This window comes from Zobellia alginiliquefaciens (assembly GCF_029323795.1).
In the GTDB taxonomy this organism is placed as follows: Bacteria; Bacteroidota; Bacteroidia; order Flavobacteriales; family Flavobacteriaceae; genus Zobellia; species Zobellia alginiliquefaciens.
The window spans coordinates 3,786,951-3,805,673 of sequence record NZ_CP119758.1 but is presented as its reverse complement, the minus strand read 5'-3'; the positions used below and the strand labels follow the sequence as shown (position 1 = coordinate 3,805,673).

The following is an 18,723-nucleotide window of genomic DNA, read 5'->3' as shown; positions in this document are numbered from 1 at the left end:
CAGATGAGTTGATCTTTAGATCAAATGATTAATGACCAAGTAACATTGTGCCGTATATGGTTAATCAGCAATATCTTAACTCAAAAAAACCTAGTACAAAGAGTAAATAAAAAATGCAATTAACAGAGGTAATACTGCCAATGAAGTGTGTAATGACAGGCTTTCCAAAAGTTAAATTTATGTTATAGAAAGGCATTTATATAGGACAGACAAGAAATAGCTGAATACAATCAGAAGCACTATGATCAAAAGATAGTTAAAACAGAAATATTCCAAAATACCCCTAAAAACAAGGGCTAACAGAAATAAACCAGATATGATTAATCATATGTTTTACTATCAAAACCATTTACTCCATTTCAAATCTTAGTTTTATCTTACATTGTTATCAAAAAATGGACGAGATTTTTATCATACTCATTTCAGAAGAAAGAGAGTAAACCGCCAAACGGAAATTTGGATAAATGATAAGTTTCTTTTGAAGTATCTCAGGTTAGAATAAATTTTCCAAAAGTGAACAGTGGATTCCATTTATATCTCACCCTATAAGCTTATCATAATTATTAATGCATTGTATTAAATGGGTCAAGTATCTAACAAAATAAAATCAATTTATTTCTTCTCACTCCTATGCTTAGGGGTTCTGACGCATTCATTGGGTCAAAATCAAATCTCATTTCAGCATATATCTACCAAAGACGGGCTATCACAAAGTGATGTCAACATAATTTATCAGGACAAACAAGGCTTTATGTGGTTTGGAACCCATGACGGCATCAACAAATATGATGGATATGAATTCACGGTATATAACCTTGATGACAATGACCCGGAAAGCATAAGCAGTAATCTTATTTTTGATATTGCAGCGGATAATGATGGTAATCTTTGGATCGGTACAACCGGCAGCGGCCTCAATTTTTTTAATGTTACCACAGGTAAGTTCACGCAATACACCCACGATAAAAATAATCCTAAGAGTATTTCTAGCAACCATATTACCAAAGTTTTTATAGATAGTAAACAACGCTTGTGGGTAGGTTCTAGAAACGGACTTGATAAATTAGACCTCAATACCGCTTCTGAAAAATTAGATTCTGAAAAGCTAGAATTTGAACATTTCAATTCTGACATCAATTCTCATATTGCCAGGTATGACGGTACATTTGTAAGCTCTATTTATGAGAATAAAAAAGGGGGGCTGTTCGTAGGTGGTAAAAGTGGAATTTACAAGCTTAGAAAAGATGGCAAAGGCAAAGACTTCTTTGCCAATATTACTGATGAAATCGGATTACCTTCAACTACTATTAAAGGTATAGCAGAAGATGCCACAGGCCGGTTATTTATAGCTACCAGCAGAGGCCTATATTACCAAAGCCACGGATTGGAGAATAATTTTAAACGCTTTCATACAGGAACATTTAGCAGCATTCTTCTTGATAAGGATAATCATATTTGGGCAGGATCTGACCGTGGGCTATTTTATTTTGAAAATTTTACCCATGACAAACAACCCGTCTTTTTAAAAAAATTCATTTATGACTCAAAAGACCCTACAAGTTTAAGTAAAAATATTGTACGGTCATTATTCATGGATGATACGGGTATTATATGGATTGGCACCAACGGAGGAGGAATCAATACTTTTGACCCAAAGAGAAAACAATTTCAACATGTTAGAAACACCTCTGATCCTAAAAGTCTGAGTTATGACAAAATCAGGTCCATGTTCGAAGATAGTAACGGCACCTTATGGATCGGTACGGAGGGTGGTGGTCTTAATATGTTGAAAAAAGAAGAAGCCAATGGCACCTACAAAAATTTTAAGCATTTCAACTCCATTTCAAAAATCTTTGCCATAGAAGAAACCGTCATAGGCGATAGTCCCATCCTAATGATAGGCACGGAGGGGTTCCCCGGGCTTTACTTTATGGATATTAGCGATCCTCACAAAATATCAAAAGAGGCTTTGACCAAAACAAATTTGAACAATGGTGTTTTTAGCCTATTGTCAGATTCTAACGAAAATATGTGGATCGGCACTTATAATTCAGGAATTCATAGGTGGATAAAGACCGACACCGTGGGGCATTTTCAAAGACAAGCTTTTGGGTATTATCCCGGTAAATCAAACTCGATCTCTAGTAATATCATCCGGAACATTTTAGAAGATAGCAAAGGTAACATGTGGTTTGCTACCGGAGATGGGCTTGGCATGCTCTCCAATAAAGAGAGATATAAAAAAAGGCCTAAGTTTAAAGTATACAAACATGACCCGGACGACCCAACATCTATAAGCCATAATTATATTCTTTCTCTCTACGAGAGTACTGCGGGTACTTTGTGGGTAGGCACTTTTGGTGGCGGACTTAATAAGTTTATTCCGGGAACAGATGAAAGTCAGGCCACTTTTGAACTGTATTCTACTCTAGACGGGCTACCAAATAATGTAATCAAAGGAATCTTAGAAGACGGTAAAAAAAATCTCTGGTTATCTACCAACAAAGGGCTGTCTTGTTTTGATACTGAAAAGAAAACGTTTCAAAATTACAATCCAAGTGATGGCCTTCAAGACAATGAATTTCAAGAGCTTGCCTGCCTAAAAAGAGCAGATGGAGAAATGCTTTTTGGTGGCATTAACGGCTTCAATGCTTTCTACCCTGATGAAATACGTGAAAACAAATATCCCGCAAAAACGGTAATTACAGATTTACTATTATCTAACAAATCCGTAGAAATAGGCGATAAAATAAATGGCAGGGTTATTCTACAAAAGAACATCAGCAAAAGTAGGGAGATAGAGCTCAAATACGGTAACACCAACTTTTCCTTTGAGTTTGCCGCTCTACACTATGCCGCTCCTTCCAAAAACGAATATGCGTATATGTTAGAAGGTTTTGATACGGATTGGACACAAACAACTGCAAAAAAGAGGTATGCTACTTATACCAATTTAAAGCCCGGTAATTATATCTTTAAAGTAAAAGCGTCCAACAATGATGGTGTTTGGAACCCGGAACCCACTATCTTGCATATTAGAATTATACCTCCGTGGTATCTTACCCATATTGCTTACGTTTGCTATGGGTTAGTTCTAATAGGGCTACTTTGGTTATTTTGGAGATATACTTTTATTAGAACATCTGAAAAACATCAATTGGAACTGGAATCCGTTGAGCGCGAAAGGTCAGAAGAACTTCAACGTATGAAACTGGAGTTTTTTACCAATATTTCGCATGAGTTCAGAACGCCACTTACTCTTATAAAAGGCCCATTGGAATACGTTCAAAAAAACGTTTCCACCCTAGATCAAAAATCGCTTAAAGTGCAATTTGGCCTGATGCAAAAAAACACCAACTATTTATTACGTTTGGTAACGCAGCTTTTAGATTTCAGAAAAATTACTCAAGGTAAGATGAGGTTGGTTATGAGAAATAGCGATATTATTGCGTTTATACGTGAAGTCGCGGAACCCTTCCAATTCATGGCGCACAAGCAATCTATAGATTTTGAAGTGGATGCCATCTCGGATACGCTCATTACCTGGTTTGATCATGAGGCTTTAGAGAAGATCATGAACAACTTGCTCTCCAATGCTTTTAAATTCACCGAAGCAGGTGGCCGAATTAGAGTAAAAATATCAGAGGATATCATTGAGGGAAAAAACGAAGTCGTCATTAAAGTGAAGGATTCCGGAATTGGTATGCCAAAAGCCAAAATGTCAAAAATATTTGAACGTTTTAATTCTGCAAAAGAAGGGACTAACAATCAAAAAATAAACCCTGAAGGCATTGGTATTGGACTTTCGTTTACCAAAAACCTAGTGGAGCTCCATCAAGGACGAATTGAAATCTTTAGCAAACCGGATAAAGGGACCAAGTTTGTAGTTCACTTACCAAAGGACAAAGAAACCTATACCAATATTAACGAGATTAGCTGTAAAGACGTTTCCGATAATGATTTTCTCGTCCGCTCCTCGGAAACCGAATCTTTTGCCATTGGTCTAAACGATGACCTAATTGATGAGGGCTTATCCGAAACCAGGTCTAAACTACCTGTTTTATTGGTAGTAGATGACAACCCGGACATTCGTACGTTCATAAGCAAAGTGCTTGGCAAAACTTATACTGTCTATCAAGCGGAAAATGGTAAGAAAGGATTGGAAATCGCCAAAAAGGTAATGCCCAACATTGTTATTTGCGATATTGTAATGCCTATTATGGATGGTATTGATTTTTCCCGTCACTTGAAAAGTCAACCTGAAACCAGTCACATTCCTATCATTATACTAACCGCAAAATCATCGCAAGAGATAGAGCTAAAAAGTCTTGAATTAGGTGTTGATGAATATTTGCGTAAGCCTTTTGATTTTGAACTTTTAAAACTCAAACTTTCAAATATAATTAAGCGAAGAGAACAATTAAGAAAAAGGTTCAACAGAAAAATAACGGTTCAACCTAGCGAAATTGCCGTGACCTCCATGGATGAAAAATTCCTGAGCCAGGCCATAGAAATCGTTGAAAAACATATGATGAACACCGATTTTAATGTAGAAATGCTCGTAAAGGAAATGGGTCTGAGCAGAAGTACCCTCTACCTTAAATTCAAAGAACTTACTGGCTTATCTTCAAGCGAGTTTATTAGGAATGTACGTCTAAAACGTGCCGTGCAGTTCTTTAACCAGAGTAGCTATTCCGTAAAAGAAATCATGTACAAAACTGGTTTCAGCACCGCATCATACTTTTCTAAATGCTTCAAAAAACAGTTTGGAGTGGTCCCTAGCGAATACGTGAAACAAATCAGTAAGAAAAAAGAAGCTGCTGATACCTGAAAAATGTTGAAATATTCAATTGATACTAGTCAGTAATACACAAAAATCATTTATAATCAGAAGCATAATAAGTATCCAAAATACACTTTTGAACATGATTTAGTATATTTACAATGACCTTATTCAATACAAACTATTTAACCCAAAAATTAATCCTTTGAAAAATTTAACGCTTGCCCTTATCTCGGTTTTGCTATTCTCCTGCAAAGCCGAAAAAAAAGAAAAACCCCTTTCTAAACCTAATGTAGTTTTCATTTTTGCCGATGATATGACGTACGACGCCATAAACGCCTTGGGAAATAAAGAAATAAAGACTCCAAACCTGGATAAATTAGTCCATAACGGAACCACCTTTACACATGCCTTTAATATGGGCGGATGGAACGGTGCTATTTGCGCAGCTTCTAGAGCTATGATTATTTCCGGTAGAAAGTTATGGGAAGTAAATGAGTTTCGTAAAAACTGGAATAACGGTAAAGAGTTTGATAAAACATGGGGTAAACTCATGGAAGGTGCCGGATACGATACATATATGACGGGAAAATGGCATGTTGATGCCAAGGCTCAAAATGTATTTCAAAATGTAGTTCACACCCGCCCGGGAATGCCTGGAGACCTGTGGGCTAGCGAGAATATTCAGGCAAAATTTCGCACTTTAAAAGAAAAAGGACTGACTCCTGCAGATATAATGCCTACAGGATATAACAGACCCTTAAACGAAAGTGATACTACCTGGACGCCCAATAACATGAAACATGGCGGTTTTTGGAAGGGTGGTAAACACTGGAGCGAAGTCCTAAAAGATGATGCCCTTGGATTTATAGAACAAACTGAAACAAGCGATAATCCTTTCTTTATGTATTTGGCTTTTAACGCGCCCCATGACCCTAGGCAGGCGCCAAAAGAATTTGTAGATATGTATTCTTTGGATAGTATTAGTGTTCCGGAAAGTTTTCTTCCCCTCTACCCTTACAGAGATGGTATGGGCAATGGACCCAGTCTAAGGGATGAAGCTTTAGCTCCTTTTCCTAGAACCAAATTTGCCGTTAAAGTGCACACCAAAGAGTATTACGCCCTTATTACCCATCTAGATTTTCAAATCGGGAAAATTATAGAGGGATTGGAAAAAACGGGTAAAATGGATAATACGTATATTATCTTCACGGCCGATCACGGTCTAGCTGTCGGTAAACACGGACTTATAGGCAAACAAAGTCAGTTTGATCATAGTATACGAGCTCCTTTCCTAATAGCTGGTCCCAAAATACCTAAAGATAAAAAAATAGATGCCGATATTTATTTACAGGATGCCATGGCCACTAGTTTAGAGTTGGCTGGGATTAAAAAACCAGAGTATGTATTCTTCAATAGTGTGCTAGACCTAGTAAACGGGGATAAAAAAGAAAGTCATTACGATGCTATTTACAACGGCTATATAGACTTACAGCGTATGATTCGCAAAGACGGTTACAAACTGATCATATATCCTAAAATGGATGTAGTATTACTCTACGACTTGAAAGCGGACCCAAAAGAAATGAACGATTTGGCAGCAAACCCGGAATACCAAGAAAAAGTTGACACCATGTTCGCTGAGTTGCTACAACTTCAAAAAGATATGGAAGATACACTTGATATTAGTAGTGTACTTAAAAATTACAGAGCAAAAAAGTAGCACCTTCAAACAGAATACCATTATTAAATCGCCCTATTCGTAGTCATATGAACAGGCGGTTTATTTGTTTAAAAGCTTTTTATTACCTAAATACAGGCACAAAAAAGTGCCCCGGCTATGAACGACCGGGGCACTTAAAACTAACACAAAAAAAACAATCTTAAAATAGAGTTTACATTAAATTGAAATCTCTAATACATGGGCATATTCACCCGATTTTTCACCTAAATCCGTAATGGACAATGCATCTTCCGTTTGCTGAAAATTAACTGTAACATCACTGCCCAATAAACGAACCGATTTTATATTAAGGTCTTTGGCGTATTCCGTAGTGCTACCTAATGATTCAATAGCGATTTCACCATTTTTAGGCCAAGCCAGCATAATAGCGTAAAGCTTATCTCCTTTATGGGTAAAGCGAATATCCTGTCCTGTAAATTCTTTGTTTTTCCCTTCGGAATGGTGACCTTTCTTTACCTCCGTAGGGCCTTCGCCAAACGTTTTCCAATATCTGGTATCATAAATGGCATCTCCATTAACGGCAAGCCAATCACCAATTTGTAATAGAATTTCTTTCTGGTCATCAGGAATGGTACCGTCGGCTTTGGGACCTACATTCAATAGCAAGTTTCCGTTTTTGGAAACGATATCCACTAAATCATCGATCAGCTGATTGGCGGTTTTAGAATCCCAATTGGTAACATGAGACCATGAGTTTTTACCAATAGATGTATCGGTCTGCCATGGAAGTTTACGAATGCCAGGAAGTTTACCACGTTCTAAATCATAGATTACGGTTCCCTCGGGAAAAGCTTCGTGACCAAAATTCTTATCATTGATCAGAACCTCTTTGCCCCATTCACGACCTTTGTTGTAGTAATAGGCAGCCAATTTGGGTCTTAAATCGGCAAAATCCTCTATATCCACATAAAAATCAAAATAAAGAATATCCGGTTGGTAAGTATCTACCAAGTCAATGGTTCTGTTCCACCAGCGCTCTTTGAATTTTTCGGAAACAGGTTCTCTCAAGTCTTTTCCTTTACTGGAATATAAGTCGGCATACTCAGGGTCTACCGTATCAAACTTGTCCTTTTTATTGTAAAAAGACCAGTTGAAGGCAAAGTGGGAAGAGGCTCCCATTTTCAAGCCTTGAGCACGACCTTCCTTAAAAAGCTCTCCTAAAACATCTCTTTTCGGGCCCATGTTATACGAATTCCAACGCGTAGTGTTGGATTTGTACATAGCAAAACCATCATGATGATCGGCAACGGGAACCACATATTTGGCTCCTGATTTCTTGAATAAATCTATCCATTCTTTAGCATCGAATTTTTTGGCCTTGAACATTGGGATAAAATCTTTATAACCGAATTCCTTTTGGTCTCCCCATTTCTCTTTATGATGTGTATACGTTGCATTTGGACCCTTTTTACCAGGTTTTAATTGTGCCGAAAACGTAGCCGTATCCATGTACATTCTTCTGGGGTACCATTCCGAACCAAAAGCGGGAACGGAATATGCGCCCCAGTGAATGAAAATTCCAAACTTATCATCACTGAACCACTTTGGGTCTTTATAATTTTTCTTGATCGATTCCCAATTGGGCTGAAACACTTTAGAGGTGTCCGCAAGGCTCAACTGAGCTTTGTCCTTTTGATTTTTCTTATCCGAGCTGCCACAAGAAGCAATACAGACAATAGCGACGGATAATGCCGCTAAATGTTTAAAATTCATAGCGAGGTTGTTATGACGATAGTACTTTTCTATCGCCCTGTTAAGAATTGCTAAATTCTATTTTTACGGTCTATACACGCGCTACACATGTTCTAAAGTTTACAACAAATGGACATACAGGCATTTGTTTTATAATGGGGTCCGCACAAGTTTAAGGGTATCGCCCCACTTAAAACTTGACAATTCATTGACAACCTCTATTTTCTTATGAACGCCAATGCCTACTATAAAAAGGCATTAAACTAAGTGCTTCCGATATAGAGCAAACAAAAAAAACCATCTGTTCTATAATTTCAACTGTTCGTGGTCTTTTGCCCAATAATTATTTAAGACTTTCACCACAATAAATATTAACGTGAAAATGATGTTGAGAAAAAGCTTTCTATTTATCCTCTTACTTCAATTTGGTTTTTCCTTTGGTCAACTAAGTTCTAAAGCTACCCATGGTGATGTATCCTTTAATAACGATTGGCTCTTTACAAAAGGAGACCCAAAAGATGCAGAAAAAACCACTTTTAACGATGCCACATGGCGAAAATTAAATCTACCCCACGATTGGGCCATTGAAGGTCCTTTTGATAAAAAATATAATGCCCGCACGGGCGGTTTGCCAGTTCATGGTACAGCTTGGTACCGCAAACATTTTACTGTAGATAAGAAATATGCGGAACAGCAAATAGCGGTCTTATTTGATGGTATAATGAATAATAGTCAAGTGTACATTAATGGCAAATACAATGGCGAACGTCCTTTTGGTTATATGGGTTATGAGTTGGATTTAACCCCATACATAAAATTTGGAGGGGATAATGTAATTGCGGTAAGGGTCGCTCCGGAAGATTTAGCCTCCCGTTGGTATTCAGGTGCCGGTATCTATAGAAGTACCTACCTGAAAATTAACAATGGTGTTCATGTTCCATTATGGGGAACTTATATTACTACTCCCCAAGTATCCGATGAAAAGGCGACAGTTAAAATTGAAACTACAGTTAAAAATGCTGGCGACAAAAATGCTATTGTAACCCTGGAAACAAAAATAATTGGTGGGCTGAATAATGTAGTTGTAAGCAACAGTCAGGAAATTAAACTAGAAAAATCTACGGATAAAATTATTACAGAAGAGTTGGTCGTAGGCAACCCCAACCGCTGGAGCATTGAAAACCCTTATTTGTACGACGTAGTCACCCAAATTAAAAAAGGCAGTACAGTAATAGACGAATTTAAAAGCACGCTGGGTATCCGCAGTATTTCCTTTGATGCAAAAAAAGGGTTCCTACTGAACGAAAAACCTGTAGAATTCAAAGGGGTATGCATGCACCATGACCTTGGCCCTTTAGGTGCCGCAGTTAATTATAGGGCTACGGAACGTCAAATGGAAATCATGCAAAGTATGGGCGTGAATGCCTTGCGTACCAGCCACAACCCGCCATCACCAGAAATGCTACAGATTTGTGACAAACTAGGAATTGTGGTCTTGGACGAAGCTTTTGACGAATGGAAAATACCCAAAGTCATTAACGGATACAACAAGTTTTTTGACGAGTGGCATGAGCGCGATTTAAGGGATATGATAAAAAGAGACCGCAACCACCCCTCCGTAATCATGTGGAGTATTGGTAACGAAATCATAGAACAGCGCGAAAAAGATGGATGGAAAGTCGCCAAAATGCTGAATGACATCTGTCATGACGAAGACCATACCAGGCCCACTACAGCCGGTTTCAACAATTATAGGGGAGCGTTTAAAAATAAATTGGCCTATCAAATTGATATTGTTGGTCTTAATTATAAACCTTACGATTATGCCGCAACGGTAAAAGAAAACCCAAATATGATTCTGTACGGTTCTGAAACCTCATCGCAGACCAGTAGCCGTGGTACCTATCATCTACCCATTACCTATGAACATCAAAAAGAAACCCATCAAGTATCCAGTTATGATGTAACCGTAGGGCCATCGTGGGCGTATCCTCCGGATGTTGAGTTTGATGTGCAAGCCGAAAACCCAACGTTTTTAGGTGAATTTATGTGGACAGGCTTCGACTATTTGGGCGAACCTACCCCATATGGTGGTCGTGACAATTCTACAGATGGGTATTGGAATGATGATTGGCCCGTACACGCTTCTTTCTTTGCCCCCGTTGATTTATGTGGCTTTCCAAAAGACCGATATTATTTGTATCAAAGCCAGTGGACCACGGAGCCAATGGTACATGTTCTTCCCCACTGGAACTGGGAAGGCAAAGAAGGTGATGAAATTCCTGTTTTTGCGTATACCAATTGTGATGAAGTAGAATTGATCGTGAACGGAAAATCTATGGGCAGAAAAATAAAAGGAGTTGACACTACAGATATCCCGGCGGAATTCCGCGGGTTTGAAAGAGGAATGTACACTTCTAAATACCGATTGAGCTGGAAAGTGCCCTATCAACCGGGTAATCTAAAAGTTATAGGTTATAAAGACGGAAAACCCGTAACGGTAAAAGTTATCAAAACAGCTGAAAAAGCATCAAAGATAAGCTTGACGCCTGATCGCACCGAAATTACAGCAGACGGAAAAGACCTTTCTTTTATAACGGTGGATATCACCGATGCAGACGGAAATATAGCTCCCTTGGCCAACAATGAAGTGAGCTTCGCTGTAGAAGGTGCTGGGGTTTTAGCCGCTGTAGGAAACGGAAATTCAGCTTCCTTGGAAGGATTTCAAGAAACGAAAATCAAAGCTTTTAATGGAAAATGTTTGCTCATCGTAAAATCTACGGATGCAACCGGAAGTATTACCATCACCGCCACTTCCAATGGATTAGAAGGCGCAAAAACCACCTTAAAAACCCTATGAAACGAGTACAATTATTTTTTATAGTTCTCTGTGGTATTTCCTGCCTGCAGGCCACAGCTACTGATTTTAACGTGGTAAACTACGGAGCAAAGGCAGATGGAATTACCGTAGATACACAGGCCGTTCAAAAAGCGATAGATGCCTGTACAAAAAATGGCGGAGGCAGAGTTTTGATTCCCGCCGGAAAAACGGTCGTGACAGGTACTATTTACTTAAAGGACTTTGTAACACTACACGTAGAAAACGGTGCCGTGCTTTTGGGAAGTCCCAATTATAGGGATTATACAACCAATACCCATAAGAACATGTACAAAAACGAACCTCATATGGATCGTTGTTTGATTTTCGCCAAGGATGCACGCTCCATCGCCATTGAAGGCTATGGTACTATAGACGGTAATGGGCATAAAGAAAACTTTACCAAGAAAAAAGGAGGTAGACCTATGATGATTCGGTTTGTAAACGTAAAGGACATCCATTTAAACGATATCACCTTAATCAACCCTGCTGCATGGACCTCTGCATGGCTGTATTGCGATAATATTTCCGTGAGCGGCATCAATATTATCAGTCGCGTGAACAATAATGGTGATGGACTAGACTTTGACGGATGCACCAATGTGCGGGTTACCAATAGCAATTTTGATAATAGCGATGACAGTATTTGTTTACAAGCATCACGACCGGATAAACCTTGTAGGAACATTTCCGTAAGCAACTGTCACTTTAGTACCAAATGGGGCGGCATGCGTATAGGCTTATTGTCCCGTGGAAATATTGAATCGGTTACGGTAACCAATTGTACCTTTAAAAACATTCAAGATTCAGGACTCAAAATTCAGCAAAACGAAGGTGGGGAAATGAAGAATATGGTTTTTAGCAACTTGGTTATGGAGAACGTACCAAGACCGGTATTCATGACCTTTACACAACAACGAGCCTCCGTAGACACTCCAGAAGGAGAATTGGAGCCTCTAAAAAGAATGCACAATTTTAGCTTTAGCAATATTGTAGTGGACAATTCAAAATCGGACAAAAATTCGGCCTTTTTCTTAACAGGTTTCCCTGGGCACAATATAGAGGATATCACCATTAAAGATGTACAGTTTACGGTTTCTGGAGGAGGAACCCTAGAGGATGCCAAAAAATTGGAAATTAAGGAATATACCCAAGAAGTATTAAACGGCTGGTGGCCAGAATTCAGCTTGGTAGGCTCCCTACCCGCTTCCGGAATTTATGCAAGACATATAGACGGATTGGTAGTAGATAATTTTATTCTGAATACAGTAAATACCGATTCCCGAAAACCGATAGTACTTCAAAATGTAAAAAACGAAATGATTACAGGTGTACGGCTAAACCGAAAATCGATTTCAGAAAACGACATACTTAAACAATAACATGCTAGAACGAACACACAACAAAAACAATTCAATCAAGAAACACACTCTTCAAGGATACTTATGGGCAATTGTTGCCCTTGTTTCAATTCAAGTTAGTTCTGCCCAAGAATACCAAGCGGATTGGGAGTCACTAAAACAACACACTACTCCTGAATGGTTCTTAGATGCCAAATTCGGAATTTATTGCCATTGGGGACCTTACTCGGTTCCAGAATTCAAAAATGAGTGGTACTCCCATTGGATGTATGTAAACAAAGACAATCCCGAAGCTAAAAATGGCAAAGCAAGCCAATTCTATGAACATCACGTAAATACCTACGGGCCTTTAGACGAGTTTGGGTACAAAGATTTCATCCCCATGTTCACTGCAGAAAAATTTGACGCAGCAGAATGGGCCGACCTCTTTGAAAAATCAGGGGCTAAATTTGCCGGTCCGGTATCCGAACATGCAGATGGTTTTGCGATGTGGGACAGCGACCTCACCAAATGGAACGCCAAGAACATGGGGCCTAAGCGGGATATTATGGGGGAACTATCCAAAGAAATAAAGAAGAGGGATATGAAATTCATAGCTACCTTTCACAGGCATTGGTTATTGGGTTGGTTTCCTACTTGGGACGAATCTACGGATGCCAGTAACCCAAAATACGCCGGACTTTACGGCCCTAAAATGAAGAAGGGCGACTTTCAATATCCGCCTTCAACCCATGATATTGATGCAGGAATAGAAAAATATTATCCGCTTGCAGGTGAAGAGTTCAATAAAGAATGGTTGGCCCGTCTTAAAGAAATCATTGACAAATACGACCCCGATTTAGTTTGGTTCGATAATAAAATGGATGTTATTGGCGAGGATTACCGAAAGGAATTTCTTCAATATTATTACAACCAAGCTAAAAATAAAAAACAGGAAGTTGTTACTACTTACAAGTTTTATGATTTAGCCAAAGGCACGGCCGTTTTGGACCTTGAACGTTCCCGTATGAAAGACAAAATGGAGTTTCCATGGCTAACAGATGATTCTATAGATTGGAATTCCTGGAGCCATATTAAAAATCCCAAATACAAATCCGTTAACCGATTAGTTGATTTCTTAGTTGATGTGGTAAGTAAAAATGGAGCGGTTCTCCTTAATATTACGCCAAAGGCCAATGGCGAAATTCCCGAGCCCGTAAAAGAGCGTTTGTTAGAAATGGGCCAATGGCTAAAAGTAAATGGCGAGGCAATTTACGGAACAAGAACCTTTGAAGTGTACGGAGAAGGTGAAACTAAAGTTATTGAAGGTCATTTGAGCGAACAAAAAAATGCCGATAACACGTCAAAAGACATCCGTTTTACTACCAAAAACGATCAGTTGTATGCTATTGCCCTTGACTGGCCTTCCAATAACGAGTTGCTCATAAAAACATTAAAACAAGGAAACACGGTGTATCCAAAATCGATTAAAAAAATTGAATTATTAGGGTACGAAAAATCCTTGGAATTTGATGTTACTACAAAAGGACTACGCATACAGTTACCCAAAAAACAAGTGGGCGCGCATGCTTTCACCTTTAAAATCATCACTGAACAATAGCCATTTTGGAACCGCTTAAAATTAGAAGCCACAAAGAGCGCAAAATGAAATTGAAACAAAAACTAATTATTCCCGTAATACTCTTATTTTCAATGCTCATAGCCTGTTCCGAAAAAACGAACACCTATAATGTAACCGATTATGGTGCCGTAGGCGATGGCAAAACAATGAATACCAAAAATATTCAGAAGGCCATAGACGCCTGTAATTTTGCTGGTGGAGGCACTGTAACTATTGAAAATGGCGATTACCTTTCAGGAACACTTCTTTTAAAAGACAACGTAACCCTGCATGTAGCGGAAGGTGCAAAACTGATCGGAAGTTCAAATCCGTTAGATTATAAAAGTATAGATTCGTTTCAAGATGCCACTGGACAATTACGCGGCAATTGCCTAATTGGGGCAAAGAACGCAACAAACATTGCCGTAACCGGAAAAGGAATTATTGACGGAAACGGAGAAGCTTTTCTATCGAAAAATATAAAGGCAAAAATTCAGGAATTGAATATTACCGAAACTAAAAATTTTGGCTCCAATAGGCCCTTTCTTTTGCGGTTCGTAAACTCCTCTCAAATAAAAGTACAGGATATTCATTTACGCCAGCCGGCCGCATGGACTTGCCATTTCTATCAATCCAATGCTATCTTGGTAGATAACGTTTCCATTTATAGTCATGCCCACAAGAATAATGATGGTATTGATTTAGATTCCAGCTATGATGCAATAATCAAAAATTGCGATATCAATACGGGAGATGATGCCATTTGTATTAAGACTACAAGCCCAAAGCCTACGTACAATGTTCAAGTAAGCGATTGCAAGCTCAAAAGCGATTGGGGCTCTATTAAGTTTGGCACCGAGTCTATGGGAGATATGTACAACATAGATATTAAAAACTGTCAGATTTATGACACCAAAGGTGGCGGAATAAAAATCCTAAGTGTAGATGGTGCCAACATTCACGATGTGACTATAGACGGCATCCAGATGGACAGAGTAGATATGCCTATTTTCATTCGTCTTGGAGAACGCCTACGCACCTATCGTAATGCAAAAAAACAAGAAGTAGGCTCCATTACCAATGTGGTCATTAAAAATGTAAAAGGTAACGCCCGAGTTTTAGATAGTTCTAGGGTAAAGCCACCATCCGGTATACTAATTACGGGAACGCCGGACCATAAAATCGGTAAAATAACTTTAGAAAATATAAACTTGGAACTCCCTGGAGGAGGAACTATGGAGCACACTATGGCCAAGGTTGAAGAAGATGTAAAAAGGTATCCGGAATTCAGCTTTTTCAAGGTCCTTCCGGCGTATGGAATTTACGGTAGGCATATAGAAAGCTTACACACGGAGAATATCTCCTTTTCCTTGAACGATGATGATCAAAGAGAAACTCAAATTTTAGTGGATACACATTCAGTTCAATCAGAATAACAATATGAAGTTTAGAAATCGATTTTCACTTTGCTTTTTAGTCGTTTTTTGTACGTTATTGGTGCTTCCCGTAAGGGCTCAAAAACGTAAAACCAAAAAGAAAGACCGGCCTAATGTACTTGTAATCTATACGGATGACCATCGCTTTTCAGGAGTACATGCCTTGGGTGGCATGCAAGTAAAGACTCCAAATATGGATGCTTTGGTTGCTGATGGCATTTCATTTTCCAATGGATATTTAATGGGTGCTTTTTCCGGTGCTACCTGCGTTCCCAGTAGAGCTATGTTATTGACCGGTAGAAACGTATTTGAATTACAGGGTCAGGGACACACTATTCCGCCCGAACATTCAACCATAGGAGAAGCCTTACAGGCCCAAAACTACAACACCCATATTGTGGGCAAATGGCACCAAGATAATGCCAGTCTGTCTCGTTCTTTTGATTCAGGAGATCGTATAATGTCCAGAGGTATTTACTTGGTCGATCACTTTCGTATGCCTTCTTGGGACTGGAAAAAAGACGGTGATTACAAAAAAGAGGATGGATATCTACTAGTATATGATACCGATGGAAAAGTGGTCCGTAGACCGGTAACCAAAGAGGATAAAAGAGGCCCTTTCGGCACAGAAAAAAACGGTCCACATACCTCTCAAATCTATGCAGAAAGTGCTTCCAAGTTTATTATGGATTATAAAAAGAAAGATCCCTTCTTCATGTATTTGGCATTTCACGCGCCTCATGATCCAAGACAGGCACCACAGAAATACAAAGACATGTACCCAATTGAGGATATCATCCTCCCCCCTTCCTATATGGCACAACACCCTTTTGATAATGGGCATATGTTTTTAAGAGACGAAGAATTGGCCGTGTGGCCCAGAACACCGGATGTGGCGAAAGAACAACTTTCCGATTACTATGCCATTATCACTCATTTAGATGACCAAATAGGTAAAGTCATTGCATCATTGAAAGAAAGCGGCGCCTATGAAAATACGTTAATTGTTTTTGCTGGTGATAGTGGTCTGGCAGTTGGCAATCATGGTTTAATGGGGAAACAGAATATTTATGATGAAGATGGAGTTCATATTCCACTCGTTTTTTCAGGTAATCTCATAAAAGACAAGGGCGGTAAAAGAGAGGCTTTAGCCTATAACTTCGATATCTTCCCTACGATCTTGGATTTTATCGGTAATGATGTGCCTAGTTCGGTTACCGGTAAAAGTCTTTTGCCTGTAATCAATAAAGAAAAAACCAGTGTTCGGGATTATACCTACCATGCTTACAGGCAGTTCCAAAGGGCATATAGAAAAGGGGACTATAAATTAATTGAGTACGTCCGTGCAAATAATTATGACAAAAAGAGCGGTGAAACCGTAATGGGATCCCGCGTTACCCAATTGTTCAATATTAAAAACGACCCCTGGGAGGTTTATGACCTTTCCTTCTTTCCCGAATACGCCGATCAAGTACGGACCATGCGCAAAGAAATGAAGGAGAAAGCCAAGGAATTGGGTGATACTAAAAAAAATATTGAAGGTGAGAAATACGGATTTTGGGAATTTTATTGAATCCAGACTACTTAAAAACATATCAAACCAGAACATGAAAATTTCAAATCATAAAGTCTTATGGGTTTTACTAGGAAGCCTGATGATAACCTCATTAGGAATAGCCCAAGAAAAACCTAATATCATTCTTTTATATGCCGATGATATTAGTGCCCGTGAACTGCCCATTTACGGCTCTACGGTTTGGAGCCCTCCAAAAGGAGGTAATACCTCAGATATGCAATACCGTGCAGAAACACCTGTATTGAACACACTTGCTGAAGAAGGTTGTTATATTAAAACCGCCTGGGCAGCTACGGTTTGCGGACCAAGTAGGGCTATGATGATGACAGGCAGGTATGCGCATTTACACAAATGGTGGCATAATAAAGACAAAGGTAAAGCTCCCAACGGCAAAGGCGTTTGGAACTTATATGACAGTTCACCTCACTCCATCGCCAATGTGGCCAAAGCAGGTGGCTATGTTACGTTTTGGGCAGGAAAAACACAAATGGAGATTGAAGGATTTCAGTTTGACGAAGGGTGTTTTACGCCAGGAGAAGGCTCTTACAATAAAGCCATACACACCACGGACTTCCGTTTGGAAACTAGAGAAATAAACGGAAAGAAGAAGATTTTTAATGCCGATACCAATAAGGAAATCCATAAGAAAAGCTACGTACAATCCGGTTGGTATTGGAAACCACATGTACAGCTCATGAACCACCCCGGCACGAACAAAAAACTTGTGTGGTGGCCCAATACTAAAAAAGCGGAAAAAGAATTTGGATTGAACACCTTTGGTCCCGATGTGGAACTAGATTTTATTTTTGAGTTCATGGAAAGAAAGCAAAAAGAAAAAGAACCTTTCTTTGTATACCATACCAGTCACTTGGGTCATGATGCTTGGGACTTTTTCAACCCAGACTCCGGAAACAAATGGCCCGGTACGCCAAAAATTTCATGGGACGGATCAAAATACACACGTATTAAACCTAATGTTACCGGAGATAACGGAGTGTATGACACCCATGGTACGGTTACCGATAGCGGTATTCACCATCATATAAACTATCTAGATTATCAGGTTTGGCAGTACATGAACAAACTTAAAAAGCTAGGTATTGAGAACAACACCATTTTTATTTTTTGTGCGGACAATGGTACTAGTGGCTACGGCAAATCAAGTCCAGTATCTCAGAAAGGTACGCACGTACCTCTAATCATCTACGCTCCAGGAATGAATATGACCAAAAAAGGAATGCAAGATGTGCTTGCAAATATGTCGGATGTGCTCCCTACCATTGCCGATATCGCTAATGTAGAAATTCCCAATAGTTATGAAATCAATGGAGAAAGTTTAATACCCTTTTTGACTACGGATAAAACAACACATCGGGAGTGGGTTTACGGCTATCATAAAGAAACCCAAATTGTAAGAGGGAACCTTGTTCTAAAAGATGGAAACGATGTGTGGTATGATGTAAGTAAAACACCGGATGACCTTATCAGCTATCCTAAAATAAAAGATTGGAGTCAAGTTTCACAAGCACATAAAAATGAACGTGACAAATTATTAAAAACTATTCCTACTTTTAATCTTCATGAAACCCAACATGATGCTCCTACAAATGGTATAGGAAAAATTGATTCCCTTAAAAAAACAAAATAAGCGGT

At 39.0% G+C, this 18,723-nt stretch carries 9 protein-coding genes; 8 read left to right on the top strand and 1 reads right to left on the bottom strand.

Annotated elements, in window-relative coordinates:
- Positions 1-580 precede the first annotated feature (580 nt).
- Together P0077_RS15720 and P0077_RS15715 are read left to right on the top strand one after the other, a co-directional pair.
- Positions 581-4,831, top strand: a complete 4,251-nt coding sequence (locus P0077_RS15720; RefSeq protein ID WP_276166162.1) for a two-component regulator propeller domain-containing protein — start codon at positions 581-583, stop codon at positions 4,829-4,831.
- A gap of 157 nt (positions 4,832-4,988) precedes the next feature.
- Positions 4,989-6,506, top strand: coding sequence for a sulfatase family protein (locus P0077_RS15715; protein ID WP_276166161.1), 1,518 nt, complete (start codon positions 4,989-4,991; stop codon positions 6,504-6,506).
- A 177-nt stretch (positions 6,507-6,683) separates the two neighbouring features.
- Here the strand turns inward: P0077_RS15715 and P0077_RS15710 are convergent, their stop codons facing one another.
- Positions 6,684-8,240, bottom strand: coding sequence for an alpha-L-fucosidase (locus P0077_RS15710; protein ID WP_276166160.1), 1,557 nt, complete (start codon positions 8,238-8,240; stop codon positions 6,684-6,686).
- Positions 8,241-8,601: 361 nt separating this feature from the next.
- Between P0077_RS15710 and P0077_RS15705 the strand changes: the two genes are divergently transcribed.
- From P0077_RS15705 to P0077_RS15680, 6 genes are read left to right on the top strand one after another with little or no spacing between them, the layout of a single operon-like run.
- Entirely contained in the window at positions 8,602-11,079 is a 2,478-nt protein-coding gene (locus P0077_RS15705) for a glycoside hydrolase family 2 TIM barrel-domain containing protein (RefSeq protein ID WP_276166159.1), read from the top strand.
- Complete coding sequence (locus P0077_RS15700) at positions 11,076-12,479, top strand: glycoside hydrolase family 28 protein (RefSeq protein WP_276166158.1); 1,404 nt, start codon at positions 11,076-11,078, stop codon at positions 12,477-12,479. The genes P0077_RS15705 and P0077_RS15700 overlap by 4 nt, the downstream gene beginning before the upstream one ends.
- A gap of 1 nt (position 12,480) precedes the next feature.
- The gene (locus P0077_RS15695) at positions 12,481-14,058 is read left to right on the top strand and encodes an alpha-L-fucosidase (protein WP_276166157.1); all 1,578 of its coding nucleotides are present in this window, start codon (positions 12,481-12,483) and stop codon (positions 14,056-14,058) included.
- A gap of 44 nt (positions 14,059-14,102) precedes the next feature.
- Positions 14,103-15,494 carry a glycoside hydrolase family 28 protein gene (locus P0077_RS15690; RefSeq protein WP_276166156.1) on the top strand — a complete coding sequence of 464 codons (1,392 nt, stop codon included), beginning with the start codon at positions 14,103-14,105 and terminating at the stop codon, positions 15,492-15,494.
- 4 nt (positions 15,495-15,498) lie between these two features.
- The gene (locus P0077_RS15685) at positions 15,499-17,067 is read left to right on the top strand and encodes a sulfatase family protein (protein ID WP_276166155.1); all 1,569 of its coding nucleotides are present in this window, start codon (positions 15,499-15,501) and stop codon (positions 17,065-17,067) included.
- Between the two features lie 34 nt (positions 17,068-17,101).
- Positions 17,102-18,718, top strand: coding sequence for a sulfatase-like hydrolase/transferase (locus P0077_RS15680; protein ID WP_276166154.1), 1,617 nt, complete (start codon positions 17,102-17,104; stop codon positions 18,716-18,718).
- Positions 18,719-18,723: the final 5 nt, after the last annotated feature.